The 23,244-nt window shown below is 64.8% G+C and carries 15 protein-coding genes, 1 pseudogene and 1 riboswitch; of the genes and pseudogenes, 9 read left to right on the top strand and 7 right to left on the bottom strand.

Annotation, left to right across the window (positions count from 1 at the left end; genetic code table 11):
- Positions 1 to 132: 132 nt before the first annotated feature.
- From recC to EPN80_RS06270, 4 genes are read left to right on the top strand one after another with little or no spacing between them, the layout of a single operon-like run.
- Entirely contained in the window at positions 133 to 3,480 is a 3,348-nt protein-coding gene (gene recC / locus EPN80_RS06285) for an exodeoxyribonuclease V subunit gamma (RefSeq protein WP_293024884.1), read from the top strand.
- Positions 3,477 to 7,187 (top strand): exodeoxyribonuclease V subunit beta, encoded by a 3,711-nt coding sequence (recB, locus tag EPN80_RS06280; protein ID WP_293024882.1) that lies wholly within the window; start codon positions 3,477 to 3,479, stop codon positions 7,185 to 7,187. Before recC ends, recB begins: the two co-directional genes overlap by 4 nt.
- Positions 7,184 to 9,148, top strand: a complete 1,965-nt coding sequence (gene recD / locus EPN80_RS06275) for an exodeoxyribonuclease V subunit alpha (protein WP_293024881.1) — start codon at positions 7,184 to 7,186, stop codon at positions 9,146 to 9,148. Before recB ends, recD begins: the two co-directional genes overlap by 4 nt.
- A gap of 38 nt (positions 9,149 to 9,186) precedes the next feature.
- Positions 9,187 to 9,489 carry a YciI-like protein gene (locus tag EPN80_RS06270; protein ID WP_293024879.1) on the top strand — a complete coding sequence of 101 codons (303 nt, stop codon included), beginning with the start codon at positions 9,187 to 9,189 and terminating at the stop codon, positions 9,487 to 9,489.
- Positions 9,490 to 9,558: 69 nt separating this feature from the next.
- On the opposite strand, the gene infA is transcribed toward EPN80_RS06270, so the two are convergent.
- The 3 genes from infA to EPN80_RS06255 all read right to left on the bottom strand — a co-directional run bounded on the left by infA (position 9,559) and on the right by EPN80_RS06255 (position 10,489).
- The gene (infA, locus tag EPN80_RS06265) at positions 9,559 to 9,816 is read right to left on the bottom strand and encodes a translation initiation factor IF-1 (RefSeq protein ID WP_293024878.1); all 258 of its coding nucleotides are present in this window, start codon (positions 9,814 to 9,816) and stop codon (positions 9,559 to 9,561) included.
- A 151-nt stretch (positions 9,817 to 9,967) separates the two neighbouring features.
- The gene (locus EPN80_RS06260; protein ID WP_293024876.1) at positions 9,968 to 10,111 is read right to left on the bottom strand and encodes a hypothetical protein; all 144 of its coding nucleotides are present in this window, start codon (positions 10,109 to 10,111) and stop codon (positions 9,968 to 9,970) included.
- A 174-nt stretch (positions 10,112 to 10,285) separates the two neighbouring features.
- Complete coding sequence (locus tag EPN80_RS06255) at positions 10,286 to 10,489, bottom strand: cold-shock protein (protein ID WP_293024875.1); 204 nt, start codon at positions 10,487 to 10,489, stop codon at positions 10,286 to 10,288.
- 290 nt (positions 10,490 to 10,779) lie between these two features.
- Between EPN80_RS06255 and EPN80_RS06250 the strand changes: the two are divergent.
- Positions 10,780 to 11,574, top strand: a pseudogene (locus EPN80_RS06250) (NYN domain-containing protein); the annotation flags it as partial.
- Between the two features lie 33 nt (positions 11,575 to 11,607).
- On the opposite strand, the gene EPN80_RS06245 reads toward EPN80_RS06250, so the two are convergent.
- From EPN80_RS06245 to EPN80_RS06235, 3 genes are all read right to left on the bottom strand, one after another.
- Entirely contained in the window at positions 11,608 to 12,903 is a 1,296-nt protein-coding gene (locus EPN80_RS06245; protein WP_293024873.1) for a hemolysin family protein, read from the bottom strand.
- 287 nt (positions 12,904 to 13,190) lie between these two features.
- Complete coding sequence (gene thiC, locus EPN80_RS06240; protein WP_293024871.1) at positions 13,191 to 15,107, bottom strand: phosphomethylpyrimidine synthase ThiC; 1,917 nt, start codon at positions 15,105 to 15,107, stop codon at positions 13,191 to 13,193.
- A gap of 193 nt (positions 15,108 to 15,300) precedes the next feature.
- A riboswitch (TPP riboswitch) is annotated at positions 15,301 to 15,398 on the bottom strand.
- Positions 15,399 to 15,484: 86 nt separating this feature from the next.
- A complete protein-coding gene (locus tag EPN80_RS06235; protein ID WP_293024869.1) occupies positions 15,485 to 16,954 on the bottom strand; it encodes a PLP-dependent aminotransferase family protein in 1,470 nt (489 codons plus the stop codon).
- A 109-nt stretch (positions 16,955 to 17,063) separates the two neighbouring features.
- Between EPN80_RS06235 and EPN80_RS06230 the strand changes: the two genes are divergently transcribed.
- On the top strand, positions 17,064 to 17,501 hold the full coding sequence (locus tag EPN80_RS06230; protein WP_293024867.1) for a carboxymuconolactone decarboxylase family protein: 438 nt from the start codon (positions 17,064 to 17,066) through the stop codon (positions 17,499 to 17,501).
- Positions 17,502 to 17,507: 6 nt separating this feature from the next.
- On the opposite strand, the gene EPN80_RS06225 is transcribed toward EPN80_RS06230, so the two are convergent.
- On the bottom strand, positions 17,508 to 19,190 hold the full coding sequence (locus EPN80_RS06225) for a methyl-accepting chemotaxis protein (RefSeq protein WP_293024865.1): 1,683 nt from the start codon (positions 19,188 to 19,190) through the stop codon (positions 17,508 to 17,510).
- A 131-nt stretch (positions 19,191 to 19,321) separates the two neighbouring features.
- On the opposite strand from EPN80_RS06225, the gene EPN80_RS06220 reads away from it, so the two are divergent.
- The 3 genes from EPN80_RS06220 to EPN80_RS06210 all read left to right on the top strand — a co-directional run bounded on the left by EPN80_RS06220 (position 19,322) and on the right by EPN80_RS06210 (position 23,227).
- Positions 19,322 to 20,320 carry an MBL fold metallo-hydrolase gene (locus EPN80_RS06220; RefSeq protein WP_293024863.1) on the top strand — a complete coding sequence of 333 codons (999 nt, stop codon included), beginning with the start codon at positions 19,322 to 19,324 and terminating at the stop codon, positions 20,318 to 20,320.
- Between the two features lie 195 nt (positions 20,321 to 20,515).
- Positions 20,516 to 21,538, top strand: coding sequence for a bile acid:sodium symporter family protein (locus EPN80_RS06215; protein ID WP_293024860.1), 1,023 nt, complete (start codon positions 20,516 to 20,518; stop codon positions 21,536 to 21,538).
- Between the two features lie 264 nt (positions 21,539 to 21,802).
- On the top strand, positions 21,803 to 23,227 hold the full coding sequence (locus EPN80_RS06210) for a DEAD/DEAH box helicase (protein WP_293024858.1): 1,425 nt from the start codon (positions 21,803 to 21,805) through the stop codon (positions 23,225 to 23,227).
- The last annotated feature ends 17 nt before the right edge of the window (positions 23,228 to 23,244 follow it).

Here is a 23,244-nt window from a genome sequence, read left to right as displayed (position 1 = left end):
CGTCGCGCAATTTTGCGGGCGTACGCTCATTTCGAGCGGCGCTTTGTTATGCTACCCGTCAAGCATGAAGCAGCCCGTTGCGCCACACCGTCGCGCTGCGCTTCGTGCGCCCCCTCGGACCCGATTGCCGGCATGCTTTCACTGTTTTTTTCGAATCGTTATGAAAATCTCGCGGCCGCCTTGCTGCGCGACGTCGCCGCGCAGCCGGCCGATCCGCTGGCGCGCGAAGTCATCCTGGTGCCCAGCGCGGCAGTGCGTCGACGTCTCGAACTCGATTATGCGCAGTGTTTCGGCGTGTGCGCCAATGTGCAATTCGCCTATCTGGCGCAATGGTTATGGGAGCAACTTGGGCGTGCATTGCCGGTGCCGCGGACCTCGCCTTTTGCCCCGGATCGTTTGGTGTGGCCGATATACCGGTGTCTCGACGATGCCGGCTGGACCAGCGATTTCCCGCGCTTGACCGCTTATCTGCGGCAGGCCGATCCGGTCATGCGCTATGAATTGGCGGAGCGGCTGGCGAGCCTGTTCGACCAATACCTGACATACCGGCTGCCCTGGCTGACGCACTGGCAGCACGGCGCGTCGATCGCCCCGACAGCGCCTGCGGCGTTGGTGCATTGGGGCCCCCCGCAATTCGAGGACGAACGTTGGCAGGCCGAGCTATGGCGACAATTGCTCACGCGGCTCGAGATTGCGGGCGAGCATCCGGCGCAGCGCTTCATCGAGATCCTGCGCGCGCTACCGGCGGGCCAGGTGCCGGCCGGCTGGCCGGCGCGCGTCGCCGTGTTCGCGCTGCCCGCGATGCCGCCGCTGTCGATGCAACTGCTCAAGGAGCTGTCGCGGCTCATCGACGTGCGCATCTATGCCCTCAACCCATGCCAGGAATATTGGTTCGAGATCGTCCCGGCAGCGCGCCTGAGCTATCTGCAGGCGCGCGGCGCATCCGGATATCACGAAACCGGCCATCCATTGCTGGCCGAGTGGGGCCGGCAGACCCAATCCCACATTGATCTTCTGTATGCCGAAATGGCCGAGGGCGCGCTGTGCGACGATGCGGTGTTCACGCCCAATCCGGCCTCGACGCTGCTGAGTACGCTGCAAAACGGCATCCTTTGGCTGGCGCCACGGCCCGAGACCGACGCGCCAGGCGCCGGTGACGGCAGTCTTGCCGTCCATGCCTGTCACAGTCTGGCGCGCCAGCTCGAAGTCACGCACGACCAATTGCTCGACTGGTTCGAGGCCGACCCCAGCCTGCAACCGGACGATGTGCTGATTGCGGTGCCCGACCTGAGCCAGGCCGCTTCGCTGATCGATGCGGTATTCGGTACGGCGTCGCCACGCATCCCCTATCTGGTCACCGGTCTGCCAGCCAGCCATACCAATATGGTGGCGCGCGCTGTTCGGCAACTGCTGGCGCTACCGCGGCGCCGCGTCGGCGCCGCCGACATCATCGAGTTGATTCGCACCGAAGCGGTGGCGCACCAATTCCAGTTCGACGAGGCCGCGCTCGAGCAGATTCAGCAGTGGCTGCGGGCAGCCGGTGCCCGGCGCGGCTGGGCCAGCGACCCGCTGATGCGTCTGGCGCGCGCGAGCGCCTCGGCCGGCGCGGCCGAGGCAGAGCAACGCCACACGCTGGGAGACGCGTTAATGCGCCTGCTGCTCGGCTATGCGCAGCCCGATGACGCCATGCCGAGCGCCGACTGGCTGCCGATCGGCGGCATCGAGGGCGGGCGCGCCCAGGCGCTGGGCAGTCTGGCTGGCGTGATCGACGCGCTGGAAGCGAGCGCGCTCGCGCTCGGGCAGCCCCGTAACGCGCTGGCCTGGCGAGATACCCTGCTGACGTTGCTTGAAACGTTTTTCTCCCCCGACGCAGCCTTTGCCGACGATATTGCCGAGGTGCGTCAGGCGATCGATCAGTTGTGCGCGGCGATGCACGACGGCGCGCCCGATACCGAACTGCCGGTCGGCGTCATCGACGCCGCGCTCGCGCGCTGGCTCGACGACCCGGCACGCGGCGGCGTGCCGTCGGGCCGGGTGACCTTCGCGGCGCTGCCGAGCTTGCGGGCGCTGCCCTATCGGGTCATTTGCCTGCTCGGGATGGACGATGGCGTGCTGCCTGGCTTGCGGCGCGGCGACGAGTTCGATCTGATGCATGCATTGCCGCAACGGGGCGACCGCCAGCGGCGCGACGACGAACGCAACCTGTTTCTCGATTTGCTGCTTGCCGCGCGCGAGCGCGTGCTGATCGCCTACAACGGGCGCAGTATCCGCGACAACGCTATTCTGCCGCCGTCGGCCGTGGTCGCCGAGCTGCTCGATCATCTGGCCGACATACTGGCGGGCCCAGGCGCCGGCGAGCAGGCGTTGGCGCGCCACCGCGCGAGCCTGGTGACCGAGCATCCGCTGCAGCCGTTCGCGCCGGCCTACTTCGACGGAGCGTCGCCGCGGCTGTTCAGCTATGACGCGATGCAGGCCGAGACGGCGCGTGTGATACTCGGCGCCGGTGCCGCGCCGCGTGACGAGACAGCCTTCTGTCAAACGCCATTGCCGCGCCCGCCGGCGCGCGCCGATGCGCTCGAACTGGATGATCTGCTGCGTTTCTGGCGGCACCCAACCCGCGTCTGGGTGCGCGAACGGCTGGGTGTGGCGCTGCGCGAGGCCGAGGCCGAGCTCGACGATGACGAGCCTTTCGAGGTCGATGCCGAGGCCCGCCGCACGTTTGCCGAGCGTGTGCTGCCGCGCTTGCTGGCCGGCGAGGCGCCGCAGCGCGTAGCGCGCATCGCCGCAGCCAGTCACGAATTGCCCGCGGGAGCGACCGGCGCCTTGTGGCGCGTGCGCGAGATGGGCGGGTTGCAACTGCTGGCCGGCGCGGTGCGTGACGCGCTCGGCGCCGGCAGTAGCGCGCATGCGTTCAGCCTGTCGCTTGCGCTGCGGGCTGCGCCCGAGTGGCCCCACGAATGGCAATGGCCGCAAGGCCTGGCTTGCCGCCTGCAGGGCCGGCTAGCGCCCCTGACGCCGAACGGCCTGGTGTTGTACCGGTATGGCCGCGCACGCGCGAGTGACTATCTCGATGCCTGGCTTCGGCATCTCGTGTTGGGGGCGCTTGTTGCGCGCGGCGAATTGCCTGGCGTGACGCCGCGCACGCGCTGGTTCGGCGACGACGAAAGCTTTGCCTTGCGGCCGGTGGAGGACCCCATCGGCCAGCTCGCGCAACTGGTCGCGCTGCAGCACGTCGGCATGACCCGACCGCTGCCATTTTTTCCGCGCAGCGCTTGGGAGCTGGTAAGTACCGGGCAACTGGCCAACGCGGAAAAGGCCTGGCTGGGCTCGCAATTCTCGTTTGGCGAGGGCGACGAAGCGTATTACCGGTTGGCGTGGCGCGGCATTGACGCGCCGCTGGCTGAGCCGTTCGAGACCATCGCGCGCGGCGTGTGCGAGCCGCTGGCCGCGCATCTCGTTGCCGGGGGGGCTCCGGCATGAGCCGCTTCCCCGAACTCGATGTGTTTGACTGTCCGCTCGATGGGGTGCAACTGATCGAAGCATCGGCCGGCACCGGCAAGACGTGGAATATCTGCGCGCTGGTCGTACGCCTGCTGTTGGAAAAGGACTACACGATAGAGCAGATTTTGGTGGTGACCTTCACCAATGCCGCCACCGCCGAGTTGCGCGAACGGATCCGCTCGCGACTGGCCGGTCTGGCCCGAGCGCTGGCCTCGCTGAGCGGGGAGACAGCAGACGACAAGGCGGCCGCGCCCGACGCCGGCCCATTGGCGGATCCGATGGTGTCGGCCCTGGTCGAGCGGCTTATCCTGAATGGGCATATCAGCGCCGAGCAGGCCTTGCTGCGCTTGCGCCTGGCACTCAATTCATTCGATCAGGCGGCCGTCCATACGATTCACGGCTTTTGCCAGCGTGCGCTGTCCGAGACCCCTTTTGCCGCCGGCCTGCCGCTGGTGTTCGAGCTGATGCCCGATGACGAGGCTATTCGTCATGATCTGGCGGTCGAGTTCTGGCGGCGCGAGGTTGAGCCGGCCGCGGCGCGCCACGAAGGTTTCCCTGCTTGGCTGGTCGACAACAAGATGACCCCGGATGCGCTCGTCGGCGAATTGGCGCGGCGCCTGAAAAAGCCGCAGGCCGAATTGCGCTGGCCGGCCATGCCCGCCGGCGAAGACGAGCCCGCGCTGCACGCGCTGTATGCAGCCGCGCGTCACGCGTGGCAGTCGGGCGCGACATCGCCGGCGCAGCTCGTGCAGGATGCATTGCCGAATCTCAAGGCCAATATTTATACCGCCGACGGCATCGAGAGCGCGCGGCAGGCCTGGCAGCGTTACTTCGATGCGGGCGATACCGGCGCGCCGCTAGGTGCCAAGGCACTCTTGCTGGGCGCGGCCAAGTTGAAACAGGGCGCGAAGAAAAATGCCGCGCCACCGGACGCGCCGTTTTTCGCGCTGGCCGATGCACTGCTGTCGGCTCGCGATGCGCAGACCGACCGTCATGCGCTGCGCTGGCTCGAATTGCTGCGCAACTGGCTGACGTGGGCGCCCGATGCACTGCGCGAGAGCAAGCGCGAGGCGCGCACCGTTTCGTTCGACGATCTGCTGAGCAATTTGCATCACGCGTTGCGGGCCCACCCCTGGCTAGGCGGCGTGCTGCGCGAGCGCTACCCATGCGCGCTGATCGACGAATTCCAGGACACCGATCCGCTGCAATTCGAGATTTTCGACCACATCTACGGTGCGGCGTCCGGGCAGGCGTCGCGCGGCCCGCTGTTCATGGTGGGCGATCCCAAGCAGGCAATCTACAGCTTTCGCGCCGCCGATCTGCATACTTACCTGGCAGCGCGCGACACCGCCGACGCTGCTTATACGCTGGCCGTCAATCAGCGCTCGACGGGCGCAGTGATCGACGCCGGCAATAAACTGTTCGGCCGCAACGCGCGTGCCTTCGTGCTCGACGGTCTGGACTACCCGCCAGTGCGCGCCGGCACGCGCGAGCGGGCGCCGTTACATGACCCGGAGCCGGCCGCCGGGCTGAATGTCTGGCTGCTGCCGGATGGCGACGTCGCGCTGACCAAGGCCGACGCGCAAGCGAAAGCGGCGGCCGCTACCGCCGCCGAGATTGCGCGGTTGCTTGAGGGCGCCACGGCCGGCACGGTGCGCCTGGGGGATGCCCCCCTCACGCCTGGCGACATCGCTGTCATCGTGCAGACTCACGTGCAGGGCAGCTGGATGAAGCAGGTCCTGGCGCAATATGGCATCGGCAGCGTCGAGCTGACCCAGGACTCGGTGTTCGCCAGCGAGGAAGCCGAAATGATCGAGCGCGTGCTGCTGGCCGTCGAGGCGCCTGGCGACTTGCGCGTGCTGCGTGCCGCGCTGGCCACACCGCTGTTCGGACTCGATGCGATGGCGATTTTCCGCCTGCAGGACACCGAGGCGGCTGATTTGCCCGAGACTGGCGCGATCGCCTGGATCGAGCGTCTGCAGCGCTACCGCCAGCTTTGGCTCGAACGCGGCTTCATCGCCATGTGGCGGACCCTGATGCGCGAGCTCGAGGTGGCGCCGCGGCTGGTCGCGGGCGCGGGCGGCGAGCGCCGCCTGACCAATCTGTCGCATCTGGCAGAACTGTTGCAGGCACGCTGGGTCGAGCAGCCCGGCATGACGGCTTTGTTGCGCTGGCTGGCGGCGCGCCGCCGGCGGGGGGGCGGTGGCGACGAGGCGCAGTTGCGCCTCGAATCGGATCGCCATCTGGTGCAGATCGTTACCGTGCACAAGTCCAAGGGGCTGGAATATGCGATCGTATTCTGCCCGTTCCTGTGGGATGGCCGCGTGCGCGATGCCGGCAAACAACTGGCCATCGAATATCACGATGGCGGCGCGGCGGTAATCGACTATGGGCGCGATGAGCACGCCCGCGCGCGTGCGAGCGCCGCGCTGCATCGCGAACAGGCCGCCGAGCAGGCGCGCCTGCTGTACGTGGCACTCACGCGGGCAGTGTACCGGTGCTATCTGGTGGCCGGCATCTACACGGCCAAGCGCAACACCAGGGAAGCCTGCGCCAGCATGCTCAACTGGCTGGTCGCGGGGCAGGAGACGAGTTTTGATGCTTGGTCCGACGGCGCCGTCGCTGCGCAGCAGATCGTTGCCGCATGGCGCGGGCTTGATGACAGGGCATTGCGCGTGAGCATGCTGCCCGAGTCGCGCGCTGCCGTACCGTTGACGGCGCGCGAGGCACCGGCACGGCTCGAGTCTCGCCGGGCACGCCGTGCGCTGCGCGAGACATGGCGCATCGCCAGCTTCAGCGCGCTGCTTAGTCAGGCCGAGCACGCGCGCAGCGAGCGGCCGCGCCCCGATCACGACGCGCTCGCATCACTGAGCGAGCTGGCGCCGCCATTGGTCGCGAGCGTCCCTGCCGGGCCGGCCGCCGACGATATTCTGCATTTCCCGCGCGGGCCTGCCGCCGGCGAGTGCCTGCACCGGTTGCTCGAGTTGGCTGACTTCACGCGTCCCGACAGTTGGCCCGACGCTGCAGCGCAAGCGCTGCGCGAGCGGCCGCCCGCACCGGCCGGCGCCACCTCGGCCACCCACTGGCCTGCGATGATGCAACGCCTGATGCGCGAACTGGTCGCGTGCGAACTTCAGCCGGGGCTGCGGCTTGCCGAGATCGCGCCGGCCCAGCGCCTGACCGAACTCGAATTTACCTATCCGCTGGGTGTGGTTCCGCTCGAGGCGCTGCGGGCATTGCTGCGCACTCATGGGTATGCGGAGATCGCGCTCGATGCCGCGACCTTGCGCGGCTACATGAAAGGATTCATCGACCTGGTTTTCGTGCATCGGGGGCGTTGGTGGATTGCCGACTGGAAATCCAATCACCTCGGGTACGATGCGGCTGCCTACGCCCGTCCGGCGCTGGCGCTTGCGATGGCCGAGCATGGCTACCACCTGCAGTATCTGCTGTACACGGTGGCGCTGCACCGCTATTTGCGAAATCGCTTGCCTGCCTATGACTACGAGCGCGATATCGGCGGCTGCCTGTGGCTGTTCATTCGGGGCGCGAGGGTCACCTGGCGCAGTCCGGATGAAACATCGGGCGACGTGCCGGGCGTTTTCGCCGAGCGCGTGCCGCTCGCCCTGGTCGAGGCGCTCGATCGCCTGATGCAGTCAGCCGATTTGCAGGAGAACGCATCATGATGCCGACGCTGCAGGCTTGCTCGCCGACACAAGCCCTGGCACAAGCCTTTGCGCGGCGCATGGTGATGCTCGCCCGTCTTCATGGCAGCTCCGAAGCGGTGTGTCAGCGAGTCTGGCGCGCAGCGTTTGCGCTCAGCGTGGCCACGGCCGACGGACACGTCTGCGTGCCGTTGAGCGATTTGCATGACGAACCGGCCACGCACGAGTTGTTCCCCGACGACGCACCGGCCCTGGCGGCGTGGCGCGATGCCCTGCTGGGCAGCGGCATTTGCGCGCCGCAGGCGGCCGCTGACAGCGACGCGCCGTTGGTGCTCGACGCCAGAGACCGGCTGTATCTGGCGCGCTATTACGACTACGAGCGCCGTCTGGCGCATGCGCTGGCCGTTCATCGCACGCCCGATGCCGGCGGCGCGGCCCAGGGCGGTTTGCCCGTGAACGGAAATGGCGCGCTTCTGGCGCGCTATTTCGGGGCCGGCGATATCCGTGCCGACGCGTCCGGCGGCGCGCCAGAGGTGAACTGGCAGATGGCGGCGGCCGCGCTGGCGCTGCGCCAGCACATCGTGATTCTGAGCGGCGGGCCGGGCACCGGCAAGACCACCACGGTGGTCGGCTTGCTGGCCTGCCTGCTCGAACGTCAGCCAGGGCTGCGCGTGGCCCTGGCCGCGCCCACAGGCAAGGCGGCGCAGCGCATGCAGGAGGCGCTCGCCGCGCGCGCCGAGCATTTGCCTTCCGCGGTGCGCAATGCCTTGCCGGCGGCAGCGTTGACGCTGCACCGTCTGCTCGGGGTGGTGCCGCAGGGCGCACGGCGAGCCGGCCGGCGCTTTCGTCATCATGCCGACAATCCGCTGCCCTATGACCTGGTGGTGATCGACGAGGCATCGATGATCGACGTGTCGCTTGCCACCCATTTGCTCGAGGCCGTGCCAGTTGGCGCCCGCCTGATTATGTTGGGCGACAAGGATCAGTTGGCTGCAGTCGAGGCCGGCGCGGTATTTGGTGAATTGAGCGCCAGTCCGGCGCTGTCGCCGACTTGTCGCGAGGCGCTGGCGTGCGACATGGCGATTCCCGCGGCGCTGCTGCAATCGGCCCAGGCGCCCGCCGTGCCGTCCCCGCTGCGAGATAGTGTGATTTGGCTCGAACGCAACTACCGGTTCGGCGGCGCCTCGGCGATCGGCCGCGTGGCCGAGGGCATCAAGCACGGGCGTGTCAGCGACGTGCGGCAAGTATTGGCAGGCGGTGATCCGTTGCACGGCGAGCAGAGCGTGGTGCTGTACGAAACCGCGCGCCCGTCGCTCGACAGCGCGCACCTGGCACAACTGGCCGACGGCTATGCCGAGTACGGTGATAGGGTGGCGGCGCTGCGCCGGGCGGAGTCCGACCGAGCCGCCACCGAATTGTTCGCCGCATTCAACCGGTTTCGCGTGCTGTGCGCCACACGCGGTGGGCGGCGTGGCGTGGAGGCGCTCAACGGGCAACTGGCGAGCGCCTTCGTGCAGCGCGTCGGGTTGGGTTCCACGACCTTGCTTTCGGCCGACGCATGGTATGTCGGGCGGCCGGTTATCGTCACCCGCAACGACTATGCGCTGGGTCTATTCAACGGCGATATCGGGATTGCCTTACCAGCGGGAAGCGATGGTGCATTGCGCGTGGCCTTTCCTGGCGAGCACGGCGCCTATCGCTTGTTTTCGCCAGCCAGCTTGCCGCTGCACGAGACGGCGTTCGCGATGACGGTGCACAAATCGCAGGGCTCGGAGTTCGAGCGCGTTGCCGTGGTGCTGCCCGAACAGGGCAGCCGAGTGTTGTCCCGGGAGCTGATTTACACTGCGGTGACGCGCGCGCGCACGAGCGTCGCGCTGTATGCATCATGGCCGGTTGTCGCCGCGGCGGTGGCTACGCCCAGCCGGCGCGCATCCGGCTTGACGGATCGATTGTTCGAAGCGTTGGGCGATCCGATACCATGAGATAACCCGCGGGCCGTCACGGCTGAGGAGCGAACACCATGCATTACATATTGTTCTACGACCTTTGCGACGATTATCTGGAGCGCCGCGCGCAGTTTCGCGACGCGCATCTGGCGCTGGCTTGGCAGGCGGCACGCCGCGGCGAACTATTGCTGGGCGGCGCGCTCGCCGAGCCGGCTGACTCCGCCGTGCTTCTGTTTCAGGGGGATTCGCCGGCCGTGGCCGAGGCGTTTGCCAGCGCTGATCCCTATGTGCGGGAGGGACTGGTCAAAGCGTGGCGCGTGCGGGCATGGAACACGGTGGTCGGCGACGCCGCGGCCAACCCTGTGCGCGCCGAGTAAGGGACGCAATGCCGAGCCGAACGGCCAGCGGCAACGCCGCCGGCCCTGACTCGGCCAAACACATATCGTTCAGTAGCGGCGGCGTGCCGGCGTGAAGGCGCCGCGCCCTTCGATGTGACGGAAAGTCACGCGGCCATTGTTGAGATCGTACGGTGATAGCTCGAGCGACACCTTGTCGCCGGCGAGCACGCGGATGTGGCTTTTGCGCATCTTGCCCGAGGTGTACGCGATCAGGCTGTGGCCGTTCTCGAGCGTGACGCGCAAGCGCGAATCCGGCAGCACTTCGTCGACCATGCCGTTCATTGCTATCAGTTCTTCTTTTGCCATTGCGATTTCCTTGTCGGTTGAATGCCAGACAGCCGGCCGGTAGGGCGGCCGATGGGATGGCGAGAATGGATCGGCCTTGGGGCCGATGCGCACAGGCGGCCGCCCGGCCCCTGGCCGGTGGGCATTGTGCTGGCAGCGTATTGGCAGCCGGCTATTTCTTCTTGTGGCGATCGGGCACGACGGTGACGACGGAGGCCGTGCGCAGCGGCGCGTCGGGCGAAACGGGCTTGCCCGGCAGCTTGCTCTGCTTCGGCTTCTTGGCTTCCTTGTTGCCGCGTAATTGTCCTTTGGCCATGATGTCGTTCTCCTTGAGTCTCGCCAACCGTAAAGGATTCGACCGAGGCGTTGCAGCGCATCGGACTTCGCGTGAAGCGGCGCCGAGGCGCATGCGTTGGCCGCATCGCCGCGATCCAAACAAAACGGCGCATCCTGACGGATGCGCCGATGTTGCGATCAGTCTGGCGCAGACTCAGGCCGGGCGGATACGCGAGGCCTGCATGCCTTTCGGCCCTTTGGTTATTTCAAAGGAGACCTTTTGATTTTCCTGCAGCGACTTGAAACCGTCGCCCTCGATCGCGGAGAAATGCGCGAAGAGATCGTCACCGCCGTCGTCCGGCGTAATGAAACCGAAACCCTTGGCATCGTTGAACCACTTGACTGTACCTGAACTCATGATATTTCCTGACAAAAAACTTGACAATGACGAACGCGGAATGCGACGCCACGTGGAAGACAAACAAGGAAAATTGAGAACGGAAGCGCTGAGTGCGAACAACTGCAGAGAGAACCGGCGATCAACGGACTTTCATCTTGACTTGCCTAGCTCCTGTTTATACGCTGATTCGTCGGAATAGGCAAACACTGATTGCAAATTTTTGTGATACGCCAGCAAATGGCCCTGCATGTTAGGCTGGCACCTGTGCGCCCGGCGCTGCCACTCCACTCTCACCAGGAAGAACCCCAATGGCTGGTCAAATAGAAATCACCAACATGGCGTTGTTTTGCGACTTCGAGAATGTAGCCTTGGGTGTACGTGACGCGAAGTATGCCCAGTTCGACATCAAGAAAGTGCTCGAGCGCCTGCTGCTCAAGGGCAGCATCGTCGTCAAGAAGGCCTATTGCGACTGGGAGCGCTACAAGGACTTCAAGGGGCCGATGCATGAGGCGGCGTTCGAGTTGATCGAAATTCCGCATGTGCGGCAATCCGGCAAGAACTCCGCCGACATCCGCATGGTCGTCGACGCCCTCGATTTGTGTTACACGAAGGCTCACGTCGACACGTTCGTGATTCTCAGTGGTGACTCCGATTTCTCACCGCTGGTGTCGAAACTGCGCGAGAACAATAAACACGTGATCGGTGTCGGGGTAAAGAATTCGACCTCCGATCTATTGACGGCCAACTGCGACGAATTCATTTTCTACGACGATCTGGTGCAGGCGCAGGAAGCCAAGAAAAAGCGCGCGCCTCGCAAGACCGGCGCGCGTGGTGGGGCGGCCAAGTCGAGCGCCGGCGCGGTGGCCGAGAACGAGAAGCAACAGGAAGTCTTCGATCTGCTGGTGGAAACCGTCGAAGCGCTGATTGCCGAGCGTGATTCCGACGAAAAAATCTGGGGCTCGATGGTCAAGCAGACCCTCAAACGCCGCGCGCCGGGGTTCAACGAGGCCTATTACGGATACCGTTCATTCAAGGAACTGGTCGAGGATGCGGAGAGGCATGACCTGGTGCGGGTGCTGCACGACGAGAAATCGGGCCAGTACACGGTGCGCCTGCCGGCCGGGCGCTAGCATCGCTCACGTCAGGCGGGAGATCAGCAACTGGTCGATTTTGTAGTTGTCGATGTCCACTACCTCGAACCGGAAACCTGCCGCCTCGACCGCTTCCGATTTCTTCGGGATTCGCTTGAGCGCGTGAATCATGAAGCCGGCGATGGTTTCGTAGTCACCTTCGCCGGGCAACTCGTCGATCTGCAACGTCTTTTTTACGTCGTCGATCGGCGTGACGCCATCAACCAGCCACGAACTCTCGTCGCGCTTGACGATTTGCTCGTCGTCGCTCGGGTAGATCACACTGCCCATGAGCGCCGTGACGATATCGTTGAGCGTTGCGATACCGACCACCAGCCCATATTCGTTGATGATCACGGCAAAGTTCTCCCTGGCTTCCTTGAATCTGGCCAGCGCTTCCGACAGATTCAGCGTGTCGGGAATGACCAGCAGCTTCTTGTTGTAGAACTTCTCGATATTGCGAATCACGCTGCTGAAATCATCGTTGGCCACGCGTTGCAGCAAGTCCTTGGAGTCGATGAAACCAAGCACGCTGTCGATATCGTCACGGCACACCAGATATTTGGCATGCGGCCGCGCGTTTATTTTCTCGCGTATGCCCTTTTCGTCGCCGGCGATCGTGAAGTACACCACGTCGTCGCGATAGGTCATGACGGAGGCGATGTTCTTCGATTCCAGCTCGAAGATGTTTTCAATCAGGTGCAGTTCCTGCTTGCGCAGCACGCCCGCCTCGGCGCCGGCATCCATGATTGCGCTGATGTCTTCCGAGGTGACGTGCTCGATCGAGCGGGTGGGCAACTTGCACAGGTGCAGCACCAGATTGGCCAGGCCATTGAAGACCAGGACCAGGGGCTTGAGCAGGCGAATGCACATCAACATCGGTTCGATGATGCGCAACGCCACTTGCTCCGGATTGATCATCGCCAACCGCTTGGGAATCAGATCGGCGAATTGAATGAATAGCACGGTGATGATCAGAAACGAGCCGATGCTGCCAATGCGCTCGGCCGCCACGGGCGCGAAGAACGGCAAGGCCGCTTCGCGCAGATACCCGTTGAGGGCACCCTCACTGAGAATACCGCCCAGGATTGCCACCGCGTTGACGCCAATTTGCACCACGGTAAAGAAATTGCCGGGTTGCTCCTTGAGCAGCATGATTTTCAGCGCGCGTTGCTCGCCTTTTTCCGACAGGACTTGCAGCTTGGTTCGCTTGGAGGCAGTCAGGGCGATCTCGGAGATCGAGAAGAAGGCACTGAGAAGTATCAGCAGAACGAGCGAGAAAAGGAAAGCATACGCACTCATGACGGCACCCGGGGAATGACGGTTGTTACCAAAAGGTTTGTGGTTGTTTGAATGAGGAAACTTCGGTCGGCGAATCGGTGAACAAGGGCCTGGGGCAGGAGAAGCCTCGACAGCATGCCACAAAACCGGGCGGTGGCGAGATGGGCCGCGCACCAGAGGGGGCCTGATTGGGTCGATTGCCGGATTGCATCGCGCCGTTAAAGAAAAATCCCCGGCGCGCGAAGCGTGCGCCGGGGATTGCAGCGGGCACCCGCGCGCACGGCGCGTCGCCCGTGGCGGGGGCTGCCTCAGGTGCGCTGGTAGATCTGCGCGCCGCTCTTGACGAACTCGACCGCCTTGACTTCCATGCCCTGCTTGAGCGCGTCCTGTTCGGAGAGGCCCTGCTTGGCGGCGTATTCGCGCACGTCCTGCGTGATCTTCATCGAGCAGAAGTGCGGACCGCACATCGAGCAGAAGTGCGCCACCTTGGCCGAATCCTTGGGCAGCGTCTCGTCGTGGAATTCACGCGCCTTGTCCGGGTCCAGGCCCAGGTTGAACTGATCTTCCCAGCGGAACTCGAAGCGCGCCTTGGACAAGGCATTGTCGCGAATCTGCGCGCCCGGATGGCCCTTCGCCAGATCGGCCGCGTGGGCGGCGAGCTTGTAGGTGATGATGCCTTCCTTGACGTCGTCCTTGTTGGGCAGACCCAGGTGCTCCTTCGGCGTGACGTAGCACAGCATCGCGGTGCCGTACCAGCCGATGGTGGCCGCGCCGATGCCCGAGGTGATGTGATCGTAGCCGGGCGCGATGTCGGTAGTCAGCGGCCCGAGCGTGTAGAACGGCGCTTCGTCGCAGTATTCGAGCTGCAGATCCATGTTTTCCTTGATCAGGTGCATCGGCACGTGACCAGGACCTTCGATCATCACCTGCACATCGTGCTTCCAGGCGATCTGCGTCAATTCGCCCAGGGTCTTGAGCTCGGCCAGTTGGGCCTCGTCGTTGGCATCGTAGATCGAGCCGGGGCGCAGGCCGTCGCCGAGCGAGAACGCCACGTCGTACGCCTTCATGATCTCGCAGATATCTTCGAAGTGCGTGTACAGGAAACTTTCCTGGTGGTGCGCCAGGCACCATTTGGCCATGATCGAGCCGCCGCGGCTGACGATGCCGGTCATGCGGCTGGCCGTCATCGGCACGAACGGCAGGCGCACGCCGGCGTGGATCGTGAAATAGTCGACGCCCTGCTCGGCTTGCTCGATCAGCGTGTCGCGGAAGATTTCCCAGGTGAGATCCTCGGCCTTGCCGTTGACCTTTTCCAGCGCTTGATAGATCGGCACCGTGCCGATCGGCACCGGGCTGTTGCGAATGATCCATTCGCGCGTTTCATGAATGTGCTTGCCGGTGGACAGATCCATCACCGTGTCGCCGCCCCAGCGGATCGCCCAGGTCATCTTGTCGACTTCTTCCCCGATCGACGAGGTGACCGCCGAGTTACCGATGTTGGCGTTGATCTTCACCAGGAAGTTGCGGCCGATGATCATTGGCTCGCTTTCCGGGTGATTGATGTTGTTGGGGATGATGGCGCGCCCGCGAGCGACTTCGTCGCGCACGAATTCCGGCGTGATCCGCGCCGGAATCGCGGCGCCGAAGTGCTGGCCGGGATGCTGGCGGGTCATCAGGTTGGCCAGTTTTTCGCCTTGCGGTCCGGACTCGCGCAGGCTTTGCACGTATTCCTCGCGGCGCAGGTTTTCGCGAATCGCAATGTATTCCATTTCCGGCGTGATGATGCCTTGCCGCGCGTAATGCATCTGTGTGACATTCTTGCCCGCCTTGGCGCGGCGCGGCGTGCGGTGCAGGCCGGGAAAACGCAGTTCGTCGAGTTGCGGGTCGGCGGCGCGCTCGCGGCCGTAGGCGCTGGTCAGGCCCGGCAGCACTTCGGTGTCACCGCGTTCCTCGATCCAGGCTGCGCGCAACGGGGGCAGGCCGGAGCGGATGTCGATTTTCGCATCCGGGTCGCTGTAGGGGCCGGATGTGTCGTACACGAACACCGGCGGGTTGGTCTCGCCGCCAAAGCTGGTCGGAGTATCGGCTTGCGAAATCTCGCGCATCGGCACGCGAATGTCCGGGCGCGAGCCCGTCACATAGATTTTGCGCGAATTGGGCAGCGGTTGAATCGCCGCGTCATCGACGTGGGCGGTGGCTGAGAGAAACTTGGGGTTGGCGTTCATGCAATTGTCTCCTGGCTGGCACGGGGGACTGGATCAAAAGAATTCTGCAGCAGTGCCGCATTCCTGCCGTGCCGCGCATGCTGCCTGCGTCGGCATCGAGACTGCGGAACTGCTCTGCTTGCTTTGGATTCAGCCCCAACATACAAAAGTGACCGGTTGATGCCCGGTCGGCGGCACAGGGGACAATTCACACGAGGGGAGGTGTCACGCTCCCTGCGCTGGCATTATCCAGATCAGGTTCTAAGGGTATGTCTCACCCGCAACGTGGTTGCAGGACCCCTGCGCTAAGCTGAGGGCAACGATACACCGAGTCGGCAGGGAACACAAGTTGTGCGGCGTCCCGAAAAGCGCGCCGCTTCGTGCCTCGAGCCCGCATCTCAGAGGCCCTTGACGCGCGCCAGACGGCGCACCGTCTGCACTGCATGCTCGGCGGGCAGGTTGGTGAAATTGAGCAACAGCGCCGGGCGCATGCGCGCCTCGATGCACCAGGGAGTGAGCGCCGCGGGCGCCAGACGGTGATGGCGGGCGTCCCGCGCGCACGCCTGGTCGCTGGCGTCGGGCCGTAGCCAGCCGAGTAAATGCATGCCGCCGGCCGGCGGCGCGGCATCGATATGCTCGCCCAGATGGCATTGCAGCGCCTCGACCAGCGCCATGCGCCGCGCGGCGTAAAGCTGGCGCATTTGCCGGACGTGCCGGCTGAAATGTCCCTGTTCCATGAATTCCGCAACGGTGGCCTGTTCCAGCCAGCCATGCGCCGACCACCATAGTGTGCTGGCCGTAGTGAAACGCTCGATCAGGGCGTCCGGCAGCACCAGGTAGCCGAGCCGAAGCCCCGGGAACAAGACTTTGCTGAACGAGCCGGCATAAAGCACGCGGCCTTGCTGATCGAGGCTCTTGAGTGCCGGCAGCGGTGCGCCGCTGTAACGCAGCTCGCTGTCGTAGTCGTCTTCGACGATCCAGGCGCCATGCTCGGCCGCCCACTGCAGCAGCGCCAGCCGGCGTGGCAGTGACAGCGCCATGCCGAGCGGCGCCTGATGCGATGGCGTGACGACCACCAGACGTGCGCCGGGCGCGCGACGCAAGCCCGCGGCGACGTCGATTCCCTGCCCGTCGACAGGCACCGGAATGATAGTGGCTCCCGCCAGCTGCAATGCGTCGCGCGTGAAGAAGTAACCGGGGTCTTCGTGCCAGACCTCGTCGCCGGGTTGCAGCAGCAGCTTGGCGGCGAGCGCGAGCGCGCCCTGGTAGCCGGCGGTGATCATGATCTGCTCGGGAGCGCATTGCACGCCGCGCGAGATCGCCAGATAGTTGGCCAGGGCCGCGCGCAACGGCCACCAGCCGGCGGGATCCTGATAGGGCAGGGCGGAGCTGGGGAAATTGCGCGCCTGACGTGCCGACAGGCGCGCCCACAGCTTGCGGGGAAAGGCATCGAGTGCGGGCGTGCCGTTTTGCAGCGGCAACGGCCCGCCGGCCTGGCGTCCTGCCGACGGTATGACACTGGCGGTGACGTCGCGCCGCACCGGCCGGGTACCCGCCAGTTGCGGATTGACCGCGCTGCCCGCCGCGCCGCGCCCGATCACGTACCCTTCGGCAACCAGCAGCTCATAGGCGGCCTCCACCGTGCCGCGTGCTACCGACAATGTGCTGGCCAACGCGCGGGTCGACGGCAGCCGGCTGCCGGCGCCCAGTTGACCGGTCAGAATGGCCTCGCGGATACGTTGATAGAGCACCCGATACACGGGGGCCGGCCCCGCGCCGGCCGTGGCGGCTAGGTCCAGGCGGGCGAAATCGAAACCGCCGCTGGCCTGGGAGGGTGCGCCGGTCGCGCGTGGAGGGCGAGATGTCATGGCCCACCGATTTTAGCGTTTTTTGGACCTGTTGAATGGGGCATGTCGCGGGTAAGCTGTCTTCCGTGCCATTCAGTCAACCTTTCTCGACTCATACAAGGAGCTTGCCGTGGAACCCCGCTTGAATTACACAAAGCTGTCGAACCCGCCCTATCAGAGCATGCTCAGCATTGGCTCATACCTGAGGGAATGCGGTCTTGAAATCGGTTTGCTGCACCTGGTATGGTTGCGCGCGTCGCAAATGAACGGCTGTGCTTTCTGCTGCGATATGCATGCACGCGAGGCCCTGCGCGACGGCGAGGACCAGCGACGCCTGCATGTGCTGGCGGCCTGGCGCGAAGCCGCCTTTTTCACCGAGCGTGAGCGTGCCGCGCTGGCCTGGACCGAAGCGGTGACGCGCATTGCCCAGACGCGCGCGCCGGACGAGGCATTCGCCGCGCTGAGGGACCACTTCTCCGATAAGGAAATCGCCGACCTGACATTCGCGATCGCCAATATCAATGCCTGGAACCGCCTGGCAATCAGCTTTCGCGCCGTGGTGAAATGACTTGCCTCAAGCGCGCCGTGCCGAGGCCAGTCGCAACGGCCTGATCGCAGGCGTGGGCAGCGCGCCGAGCGGATGATCCTCGTTCGGCGCGACGGCGGGCGCGTCGTCCGACGCATCGTACGCGTCCGGCGCTGTCGCGCCGTGATCGATGCGAAACAGCGCGACTGCGCTATGCAGTTGCTCGGCTTGCACTTCGAGCGCCTGTGCCGCGGCGCGGGTTTCATCGACCAGGTTGGCGTTCTGGCGGGTCGTCATGTCGATTTGCATTACCGCCTGGTTGACTTGTTCGATGCCATGACTCTGCTCGACGGTGGCCGAGGCAATCTCATCCATCAGGCTCGTCACGCGCTGCACTGCGGCGACGATCTCCCCCGTCGTGCTGCCGGCCTGTGCGGCCAGGCGGGTGCCGGCGTCGACCTTGCCCGCGGCTTGCGCAATCAGTTCCTTGATGTCCTTGGCCGCGGCCGCCGAACGCTGCGCCAGCGCGCGCACCTCGCCGGCGACCACCGCGAAGCCTCGCCCTTGTTCGCCGGCGCGGGCCGCTTCGACCGCGGCATTGAGCGCAAGAATATTGGTCTGGAACGCAATGCTTTCGATCAAGCCGGTAATTTCTCCAATTTTCTTCGAACTACTGGCAATGTCGTTGATCGTTTCGACTACATCGCCGACCACCTTGCCGCCGCGCGCGGCCGTCGCCGAGGCGCTGGCCGAGAACTGGCTGGCCAGCGTGGCGTGTTCAGCGTTCTGCCGCACGCTGGCGGTCAGTTGTTCGAGGCTCGCGGCGGTCTCTTCGAGCGATGCCGCCTGTTCTTCGGTGCGCGCGGCCAAGGCGCGATTGCCCTGGCTGATGTCGCCCGCGGCATGCGTGATCGCGCCGCTGGCGGCCTGGATGCGGGTCACGATGCCGACCAGATTTTGCTGCATGCGGCGCATCGCGTAGAGCATGCTGCGCCGGTCTTCGCCCATCATCTCGACGGGCTGGCGCAGGTCCCCATCGGCGATACGCTCGGCCACGCCCGCCGCATAGGCCGGCTCACCCCCCAGGCTGCGCTTGACGTTGCGGATGATGAGCAACATCACCGCCGTGACTGCCAGGCCGGCGGCGAGCGCCAGACCGATCGCGCGCAGCAGGGCCAAACGCGAGGCCGCAGCGACCTCGTCGAGATAGACGCCGGTGCTCAGGTACCAGCCCCACGGCTTGAAATAGTGGACATAGGCGAGCTTCTCGATGGGCTTGCCGCCGCTGGGTTTGGGCCACAGATATTGGACGAAGCCGCCGCCTTTGGCATTGCCTGCCCTGGCGATCGCGCTGAAGACCGCCGTGCCGCGGCTGTCTTTGATCCGGGCCGCCGGCTTGCCCTCGAGGCTGCCGTCGACCGGGTCCATCAATACCACCGGACGCGCGTCGCTGACGGTGATGTAGCCATCCTTGCCATAGCGGATCGAGCGCAGTTGCGACAATGCCTCGCGCTTGGCATCGTCCGGCGTCATGGCGTAGCTGGTGGAGAATTCCTCGTAGGTGGCGACAATGCTGTTGGCGGCCTGGATCATGCTTTTGAGTGTATTGCGCTGCTCGTCGAGCATGGTGTTGCGGGCCGTCGCCACGCCCCACACGATCATCACGATCAAACCGCACCAGACGACTGCCAAGGCGAGCCACAGCTTTTTGTTTAGACTCAGGTGTTGCATATTTTCCCCGTAAAAATGCCCCGCTTCGCACTATGAAATGTCTTTGTGACAGCGGCTTTAATGGCGTCATGTTTTTTCCCGCCGCCGAATCTGATTACACTGATGCGACTTTCTCGCCTGAGGCACATGTCATGAGTTCCGCAGAGTTACCACCGCGTACCGGCGCGCCGCGCGATGCACGGGACGGGCGTTTTCGCAACCGGCAGCGGATTGCGCGCTCGGGAAGTTTCTGGCGCTGGCAATGGGATCGCTGGCGCGCGCGGCACGCGGGCGCCGGCCGCGGTGCAGTGCCGGATTTACCGGTGGCCGATGCGTTGCCGCAGGTGTGGCGCCCAGGCCCCGAGCCAGTGGTGACCTGGGTGGGGCACGCCACGGTGCTGGTCCAAGCGGGCGGGCTGAACGTGCTGACCGATCCGATTTTCAGCGAGCGTGCCTCGCCATTGCCGTTTCTCGGCCCGCGCCGGCTGGTGCCTGCCGCGCCAGGACTCGACCGGCTGCCGCGCATCGATGCGGTGTTGCTTTCGCACAACCATTACGATCATCTCGATTTGCCGACATTGCGCGCGCTGGCTCGCCAAGGCGGCGGCGCGCCGACCTTTTTTGCCCCCCTGGGGTTGCACGACTGGCTATTGCGGCGGGGCATCGGTCCGGTCATCGGGCTCGATTGGTGGCAGCATGCCAGGCTGGGCGCGGCGCGCATGCACCTGGTGCCGGCCCAGCACTGGAGCCGCCGCAGCCTGCGCGACATCAATCGCACGCTGTGGGGCGGCTGGGTCGCGGAATGGGCGGACTTTCGCTTCCTGTTTACCGGCGACACCGCCTATTGCGATGAATTCAAGGCGATCGGCGAACACTTTGGCGGCATCGATCTGGCTGCCATCCCGATTGGTGCCTATGAGCCGCGCTGGTTCATGCGTGCACAGCATGTCAATCCGGACGAGGCAGTCAGGATTTTGCAGGATACCCGCAGCCGCCAGGGCCTGGCGATTCATTGGGGCACCTTCCACCTGACCGACGAGCCGCTCGACGAACCGCCGCGCAAGCTGCTCGAGGCGCTGCGCGCGCGGCAACTGCCGACGTCGCGTTTCTGGATACTGCAGCACGGCGAAACGCGACTCGTTCGCCCCTGAGCCGCTGGCGCCCCCAAGGGACGGTGTGCCGCGCGTTTAATGCAAAAAACGTATAAATCGCCGTTTTAAATGCATTTGCATTTCAAACGTCTTTGCGCTGTAATGCGCCCCGTACCCTCGTTCGCGCTGGTCGAAGGGGGTTTTTGCATGCCTGGCGCCAAGCGTCGCGGCGTTTGTCCGTAATTCGAGATAGTGATGGCCCGCCCCCGTTTTCTCCCAGATAACTTCACGTTGATGCTGGTCGCCACCGTGGCGATCGCAAGTGTCCTGCCTTGCCGGGGCGAACTCGGCAAGGTGTTCGAGGTCTTGACCAGCTTCGCCATCGCGGCGCTGTTTTTCCTGCATGGTGCGAAATTGTCGCGCGAGGCCGTGCTGGCCGGCGCCACGCACTGGCGACTGCACCTCCTGGTGTTTCTCAGTACGTTCGCGGTTTTTCCGCTGGTGGGCCTGCTGCTCAAGCCGCTTTTCCTGCTGTTGATAACGCCGACCCTCTACATCGGGTTGCTGTTCCTGTGCACATTGCCTGCCACCGTGCAATCGGCCATCGCATTCACGTCGATCGCGCGCGGCAACGTGCCGGCGGCGATTTGCAGCGCGTCGGGGTCGAGCCTGTTCGGTATCTTCATTACGCCGCTGCTGGTCAGCTTGGTGGTGCTGCACCATGGCGGGCCCGGCAGCGAACTGCATTCGATCGGCAAGATCGTGCTGCAGTTGCTGCTACCTTTCATGGCCGGGCAGGTCCTGCGGCGCTGGATTGGCGAGTGGGTCGATCGGCACAAGATCGTTCTCAAGGTGGTTGACCAAGGCTCGATTTTGCTGGTGGTGTACACGGCGTTCAGCGCGGCGGTAATCGGCGGGCTATGGCACCAGATACCGCTGCTGGCGCTCGGCGGCCTGCTGGTGGCGTGCGCTATTCTGCTCGGGCTGATGCTGACGTTCACGACGTTTTCCAGCCGCTATCTCGGCTTCAATCGTGAAGACGAGATCACCATCATCTTCTGTGGCTCGAAAAAGAGTCTGGCCAGCGGCATCCCGATGGCCAACGTGCTGTTTGCCGGCAGCACGGTTGGCGTCATCGTATTGCCGCTGATGTTGTTTCACCAACTGCAATTGATGGTGTGCGCCGTGCTCGCGCGTCGCTTCGCCGTCGATCAGGCCAGGCGCCAGGCGGCGGTCGGGCCGGAGCGGCATCACGGCGAGCAAACCCCGGCACACTAGGGCGGCGGGCATCCGCAGGAATGCGATATTCGCCGGGTAACATACGATGTTTCTTCGTAAGTGCTAGAATCTGCCTGATTTTCATCTTTCCGAGGGTTGCCGCCATCCCAAAGGCGCGGCCCTCGCTGCATGAATGTGCTGCTTGCATCGCGCTCGTTCCAGTGATTCCGGGCGCCTCCTGCGCCAGCCAGACCATCTTCGTGATAACGCTTTGCACGGCATGACCGTGCGACCACTTCGTTCTTTTGCCAGAGAAATTCGCCCATGTCTGATGTGAATGCTGTTCCCTCCGCCGGCTTCGACAGCTTCGGGCTGCATTCCGATATCCTGCGTGCCGTGGCCGACCAAGGTTACACGCAGCCCACGCCGATCCAGGCGCAGGCTATTCCGGTCGTGCTGGCGGGGCGAGACGTCATGGGGGCGGCACAGACGGGCACCGGCAAGACCGCCAGTTTTTCGCTGCCGATCCTCCAGCGCCTGCTCGCGCACGCCAGCACCAGTACATCGCCGGCGCGGCACCCGGTGCGTGCGCTGATTCTGACGCCGACCCGGGAGTTGGCTGATCAGGTGGCCGATAACGTGCGCGGTTACGCGCAGCACACCGCATTGCGCAGTACCGTTGTATTCGGCGGCGTCGACATGCGCGCCCAGGAAGCCGAATTGCGGCGTGGCGTGGAAATCCTGATTGCCACGCCGGGGCGGTTGCTGGATCATGTACAGCAACGCACGGTCGATCTTGGCCAGGTGCAGATCCTGGTGCTCGACGAGGCTGACCGGATGCTCGACATGGGCTTTCTGCCCGACCTGCAGCGCATCCTGAACCTGCTGCCAAAATCTCGCCAAACCCTGTTGTTTTCGGCTACGTTCTCCGGCGAGATCAAAAAACTGGCCGCCAGCTATTTGCGCGACCCGGTCACGATCGAGGTGGCGCGCCGCAACGCGACGGCCGAGAACGTCCAGCAAGTGGTCTATGAAGTGGCCGAGGATGACAAGCGTGCGGCCGTCGTGCAGCTTCTGCGGGAGCGCGATCTCAAGCAGGTGATCGTATTCGTCAACAGCAAGATCGGCGCGAGCCGTCTGGCGCGCCAACTGGAACGCGATGGCGTGGTCACGGCGGCGATTCACGGCGATAAATCGCAAGCCGAACGGATGCAGGCGCTCGAGGCCTTCAAGCAGGGCGGCATCACCGCCCTGGTGGCCACCGACGTAGCCGCGCGCGGGCTCGACATCGCCGAGTTGCCTGGCGTGATCAATTACGACCTGCCGTACAACCCGGAAGACTATGTGCACCGCATTGGCCGCACTGCCCGCGCCGGCGCCTCGGGCGAAGCGATCTCGCTGTGCGCGCCCGATGAGCGCAAGCATCTGGTTGAAATCGAGAAGCTGATCAAGCGGGATATCCCGCGCGGACAATTGCAACTGATACCGACGCCGGGGCATCACGAGCGCGACGGCGACGATCGTCGCAACGGGCGTTCAGCCACCTTCGAGCGGCGCACGCCGCGCTCGCCGCGTGCGCGGCATATTGCCCCCGAGGATGAGATTTTCTACAAGCCGTACGAGCCCGCGCCGGCCAAAGAGAATGAGGCCGCCGAGATGAAGACGCCCGAGTCGGCATCGCCCAAGCCGCCCAAGCGGCAACTGGCCGCGTTGCTCGGTGGCGTGCCGCTCAAGACGCCGCGCGACTGACGCGCCACGCCAGCGTC

Origin of the sequence: Pandoraea sp., from assembly GCF_004297875.1 — a bacterium.
Classification (GTDB): Bacteria; Pseudomonadota; Gammaproteobacteria; order Burkholderiales; family Burkholderiaceae; genus Pandoraea.
Note: the sequence above shows the minus strand (reverse complement) of the source record. Positions and strands in the feature narration are given on the sequence as shown.

What these genes read in the sequence shown, in the direction of transcription:
- EPN80_RS06215 (WP_293024860.1), top strand. Translation starts at nt 20,516, where the DNA reads ATGGCCCGCCCCCGTTTTCTCCCAGATAACTTCACGTTGATGCTGGTC.
- EPN80_RS06245 (WP_293024873.1), bottom strand. Translation starts at nt 12,903, where the DNA reads ATGAGTGCGTATGCTTTCCTTTTCTCGCTCGTTCTGCTGATACTTCTC.
- EPN80_RS06235 (WP_293024869.1), bottom strand. Translation starts at nt 16,954, where the DNA reads ATGACATCTCGCCCTCCACGCGCGACCGGCGCACCCTCCCAGGCCAGC.
- thiC (WP_293024871.1), bottom strand. Translation starts at nt 15,107, where the DNA reads ATGAACGCCAACCCCAAGTTTCTCTCAGCCACCGCCCACGTCGATGAC.
- EPN80_RS06220 (WP_293024863.1), top strand. Translation starts at nt 19,322, where the DNA reads ATGAGTTCCGCAGAGTTACCACCGCGTACCGGCGCGCCGCGCGATGCA.
- EPN80_RS06255 (WP_293024875.1), bottom strand. Translation starts at nt 10,489, where the DNA reads ATGAGTTCAGGTACAGTCAAGTGGTTCAACGATGCCAAGGGTTTCGGT.
- EPN80_RS06270 (WP_293024879.1), top strand. Translation starts at nt 9,187, where the DNA reads ATGCATTACATATTGTTCTACGACCTTTGCGACGATTATCTGGAGCGC.
- recC (WP_293024884.1), top strand. Translation starts at nt 133, where the DNA reads ATGCTTTCACTGTTTTTTTCGAATCGTTATGAAAATCTCGCGGCCGCC.
- EPN80_RS06210 (WP_293024858.1), top strand. Translation starts at nt 21,803, where the DNA reads ATGTCTGATGTGAATGCTGTTCCCTCCGCCGGCTTCGACAGCTTCGGG.
- EPN80_RS06225 (WP_293024865.1), bottom strand. Translation starts at nt 19,190, where the DNA reads ATGCAACACCTGAGTCTAAACAAAAAGCTGTGGCTCGCCTTGGCAGTC.
- recB (WP_293024882.1), top strand. Translation starts at nt 3,477, where the DNA reads ATGAGCCGCTTCCCCGAACTCGATGTGTTTGACTGTCCGCTCGATGGG.
- EPN80_RS06260 (WP_293024876.1), bottom strand. Translation starts at nt 10,111, where the DNA reads ATGGCCAAAGGACAATTACGCGGCAACAAGGAAGCCAAGAAGCCGAAG.
- recD (WP_293024881.1), top strand. Translation starts at nt 7,184, where the DNA reads ATGATGCCGACGCTGCAGGCTTGCTCGCCGACACAAGCCCTGGCACAA.
- infA (WP_293024878.1), bottom strand. Translation starts at nt 9,816, where the DNA reads ATGGCAAAAGAAGAACTGATAGCAATGAACGGCATGGTCGACGAAGTG.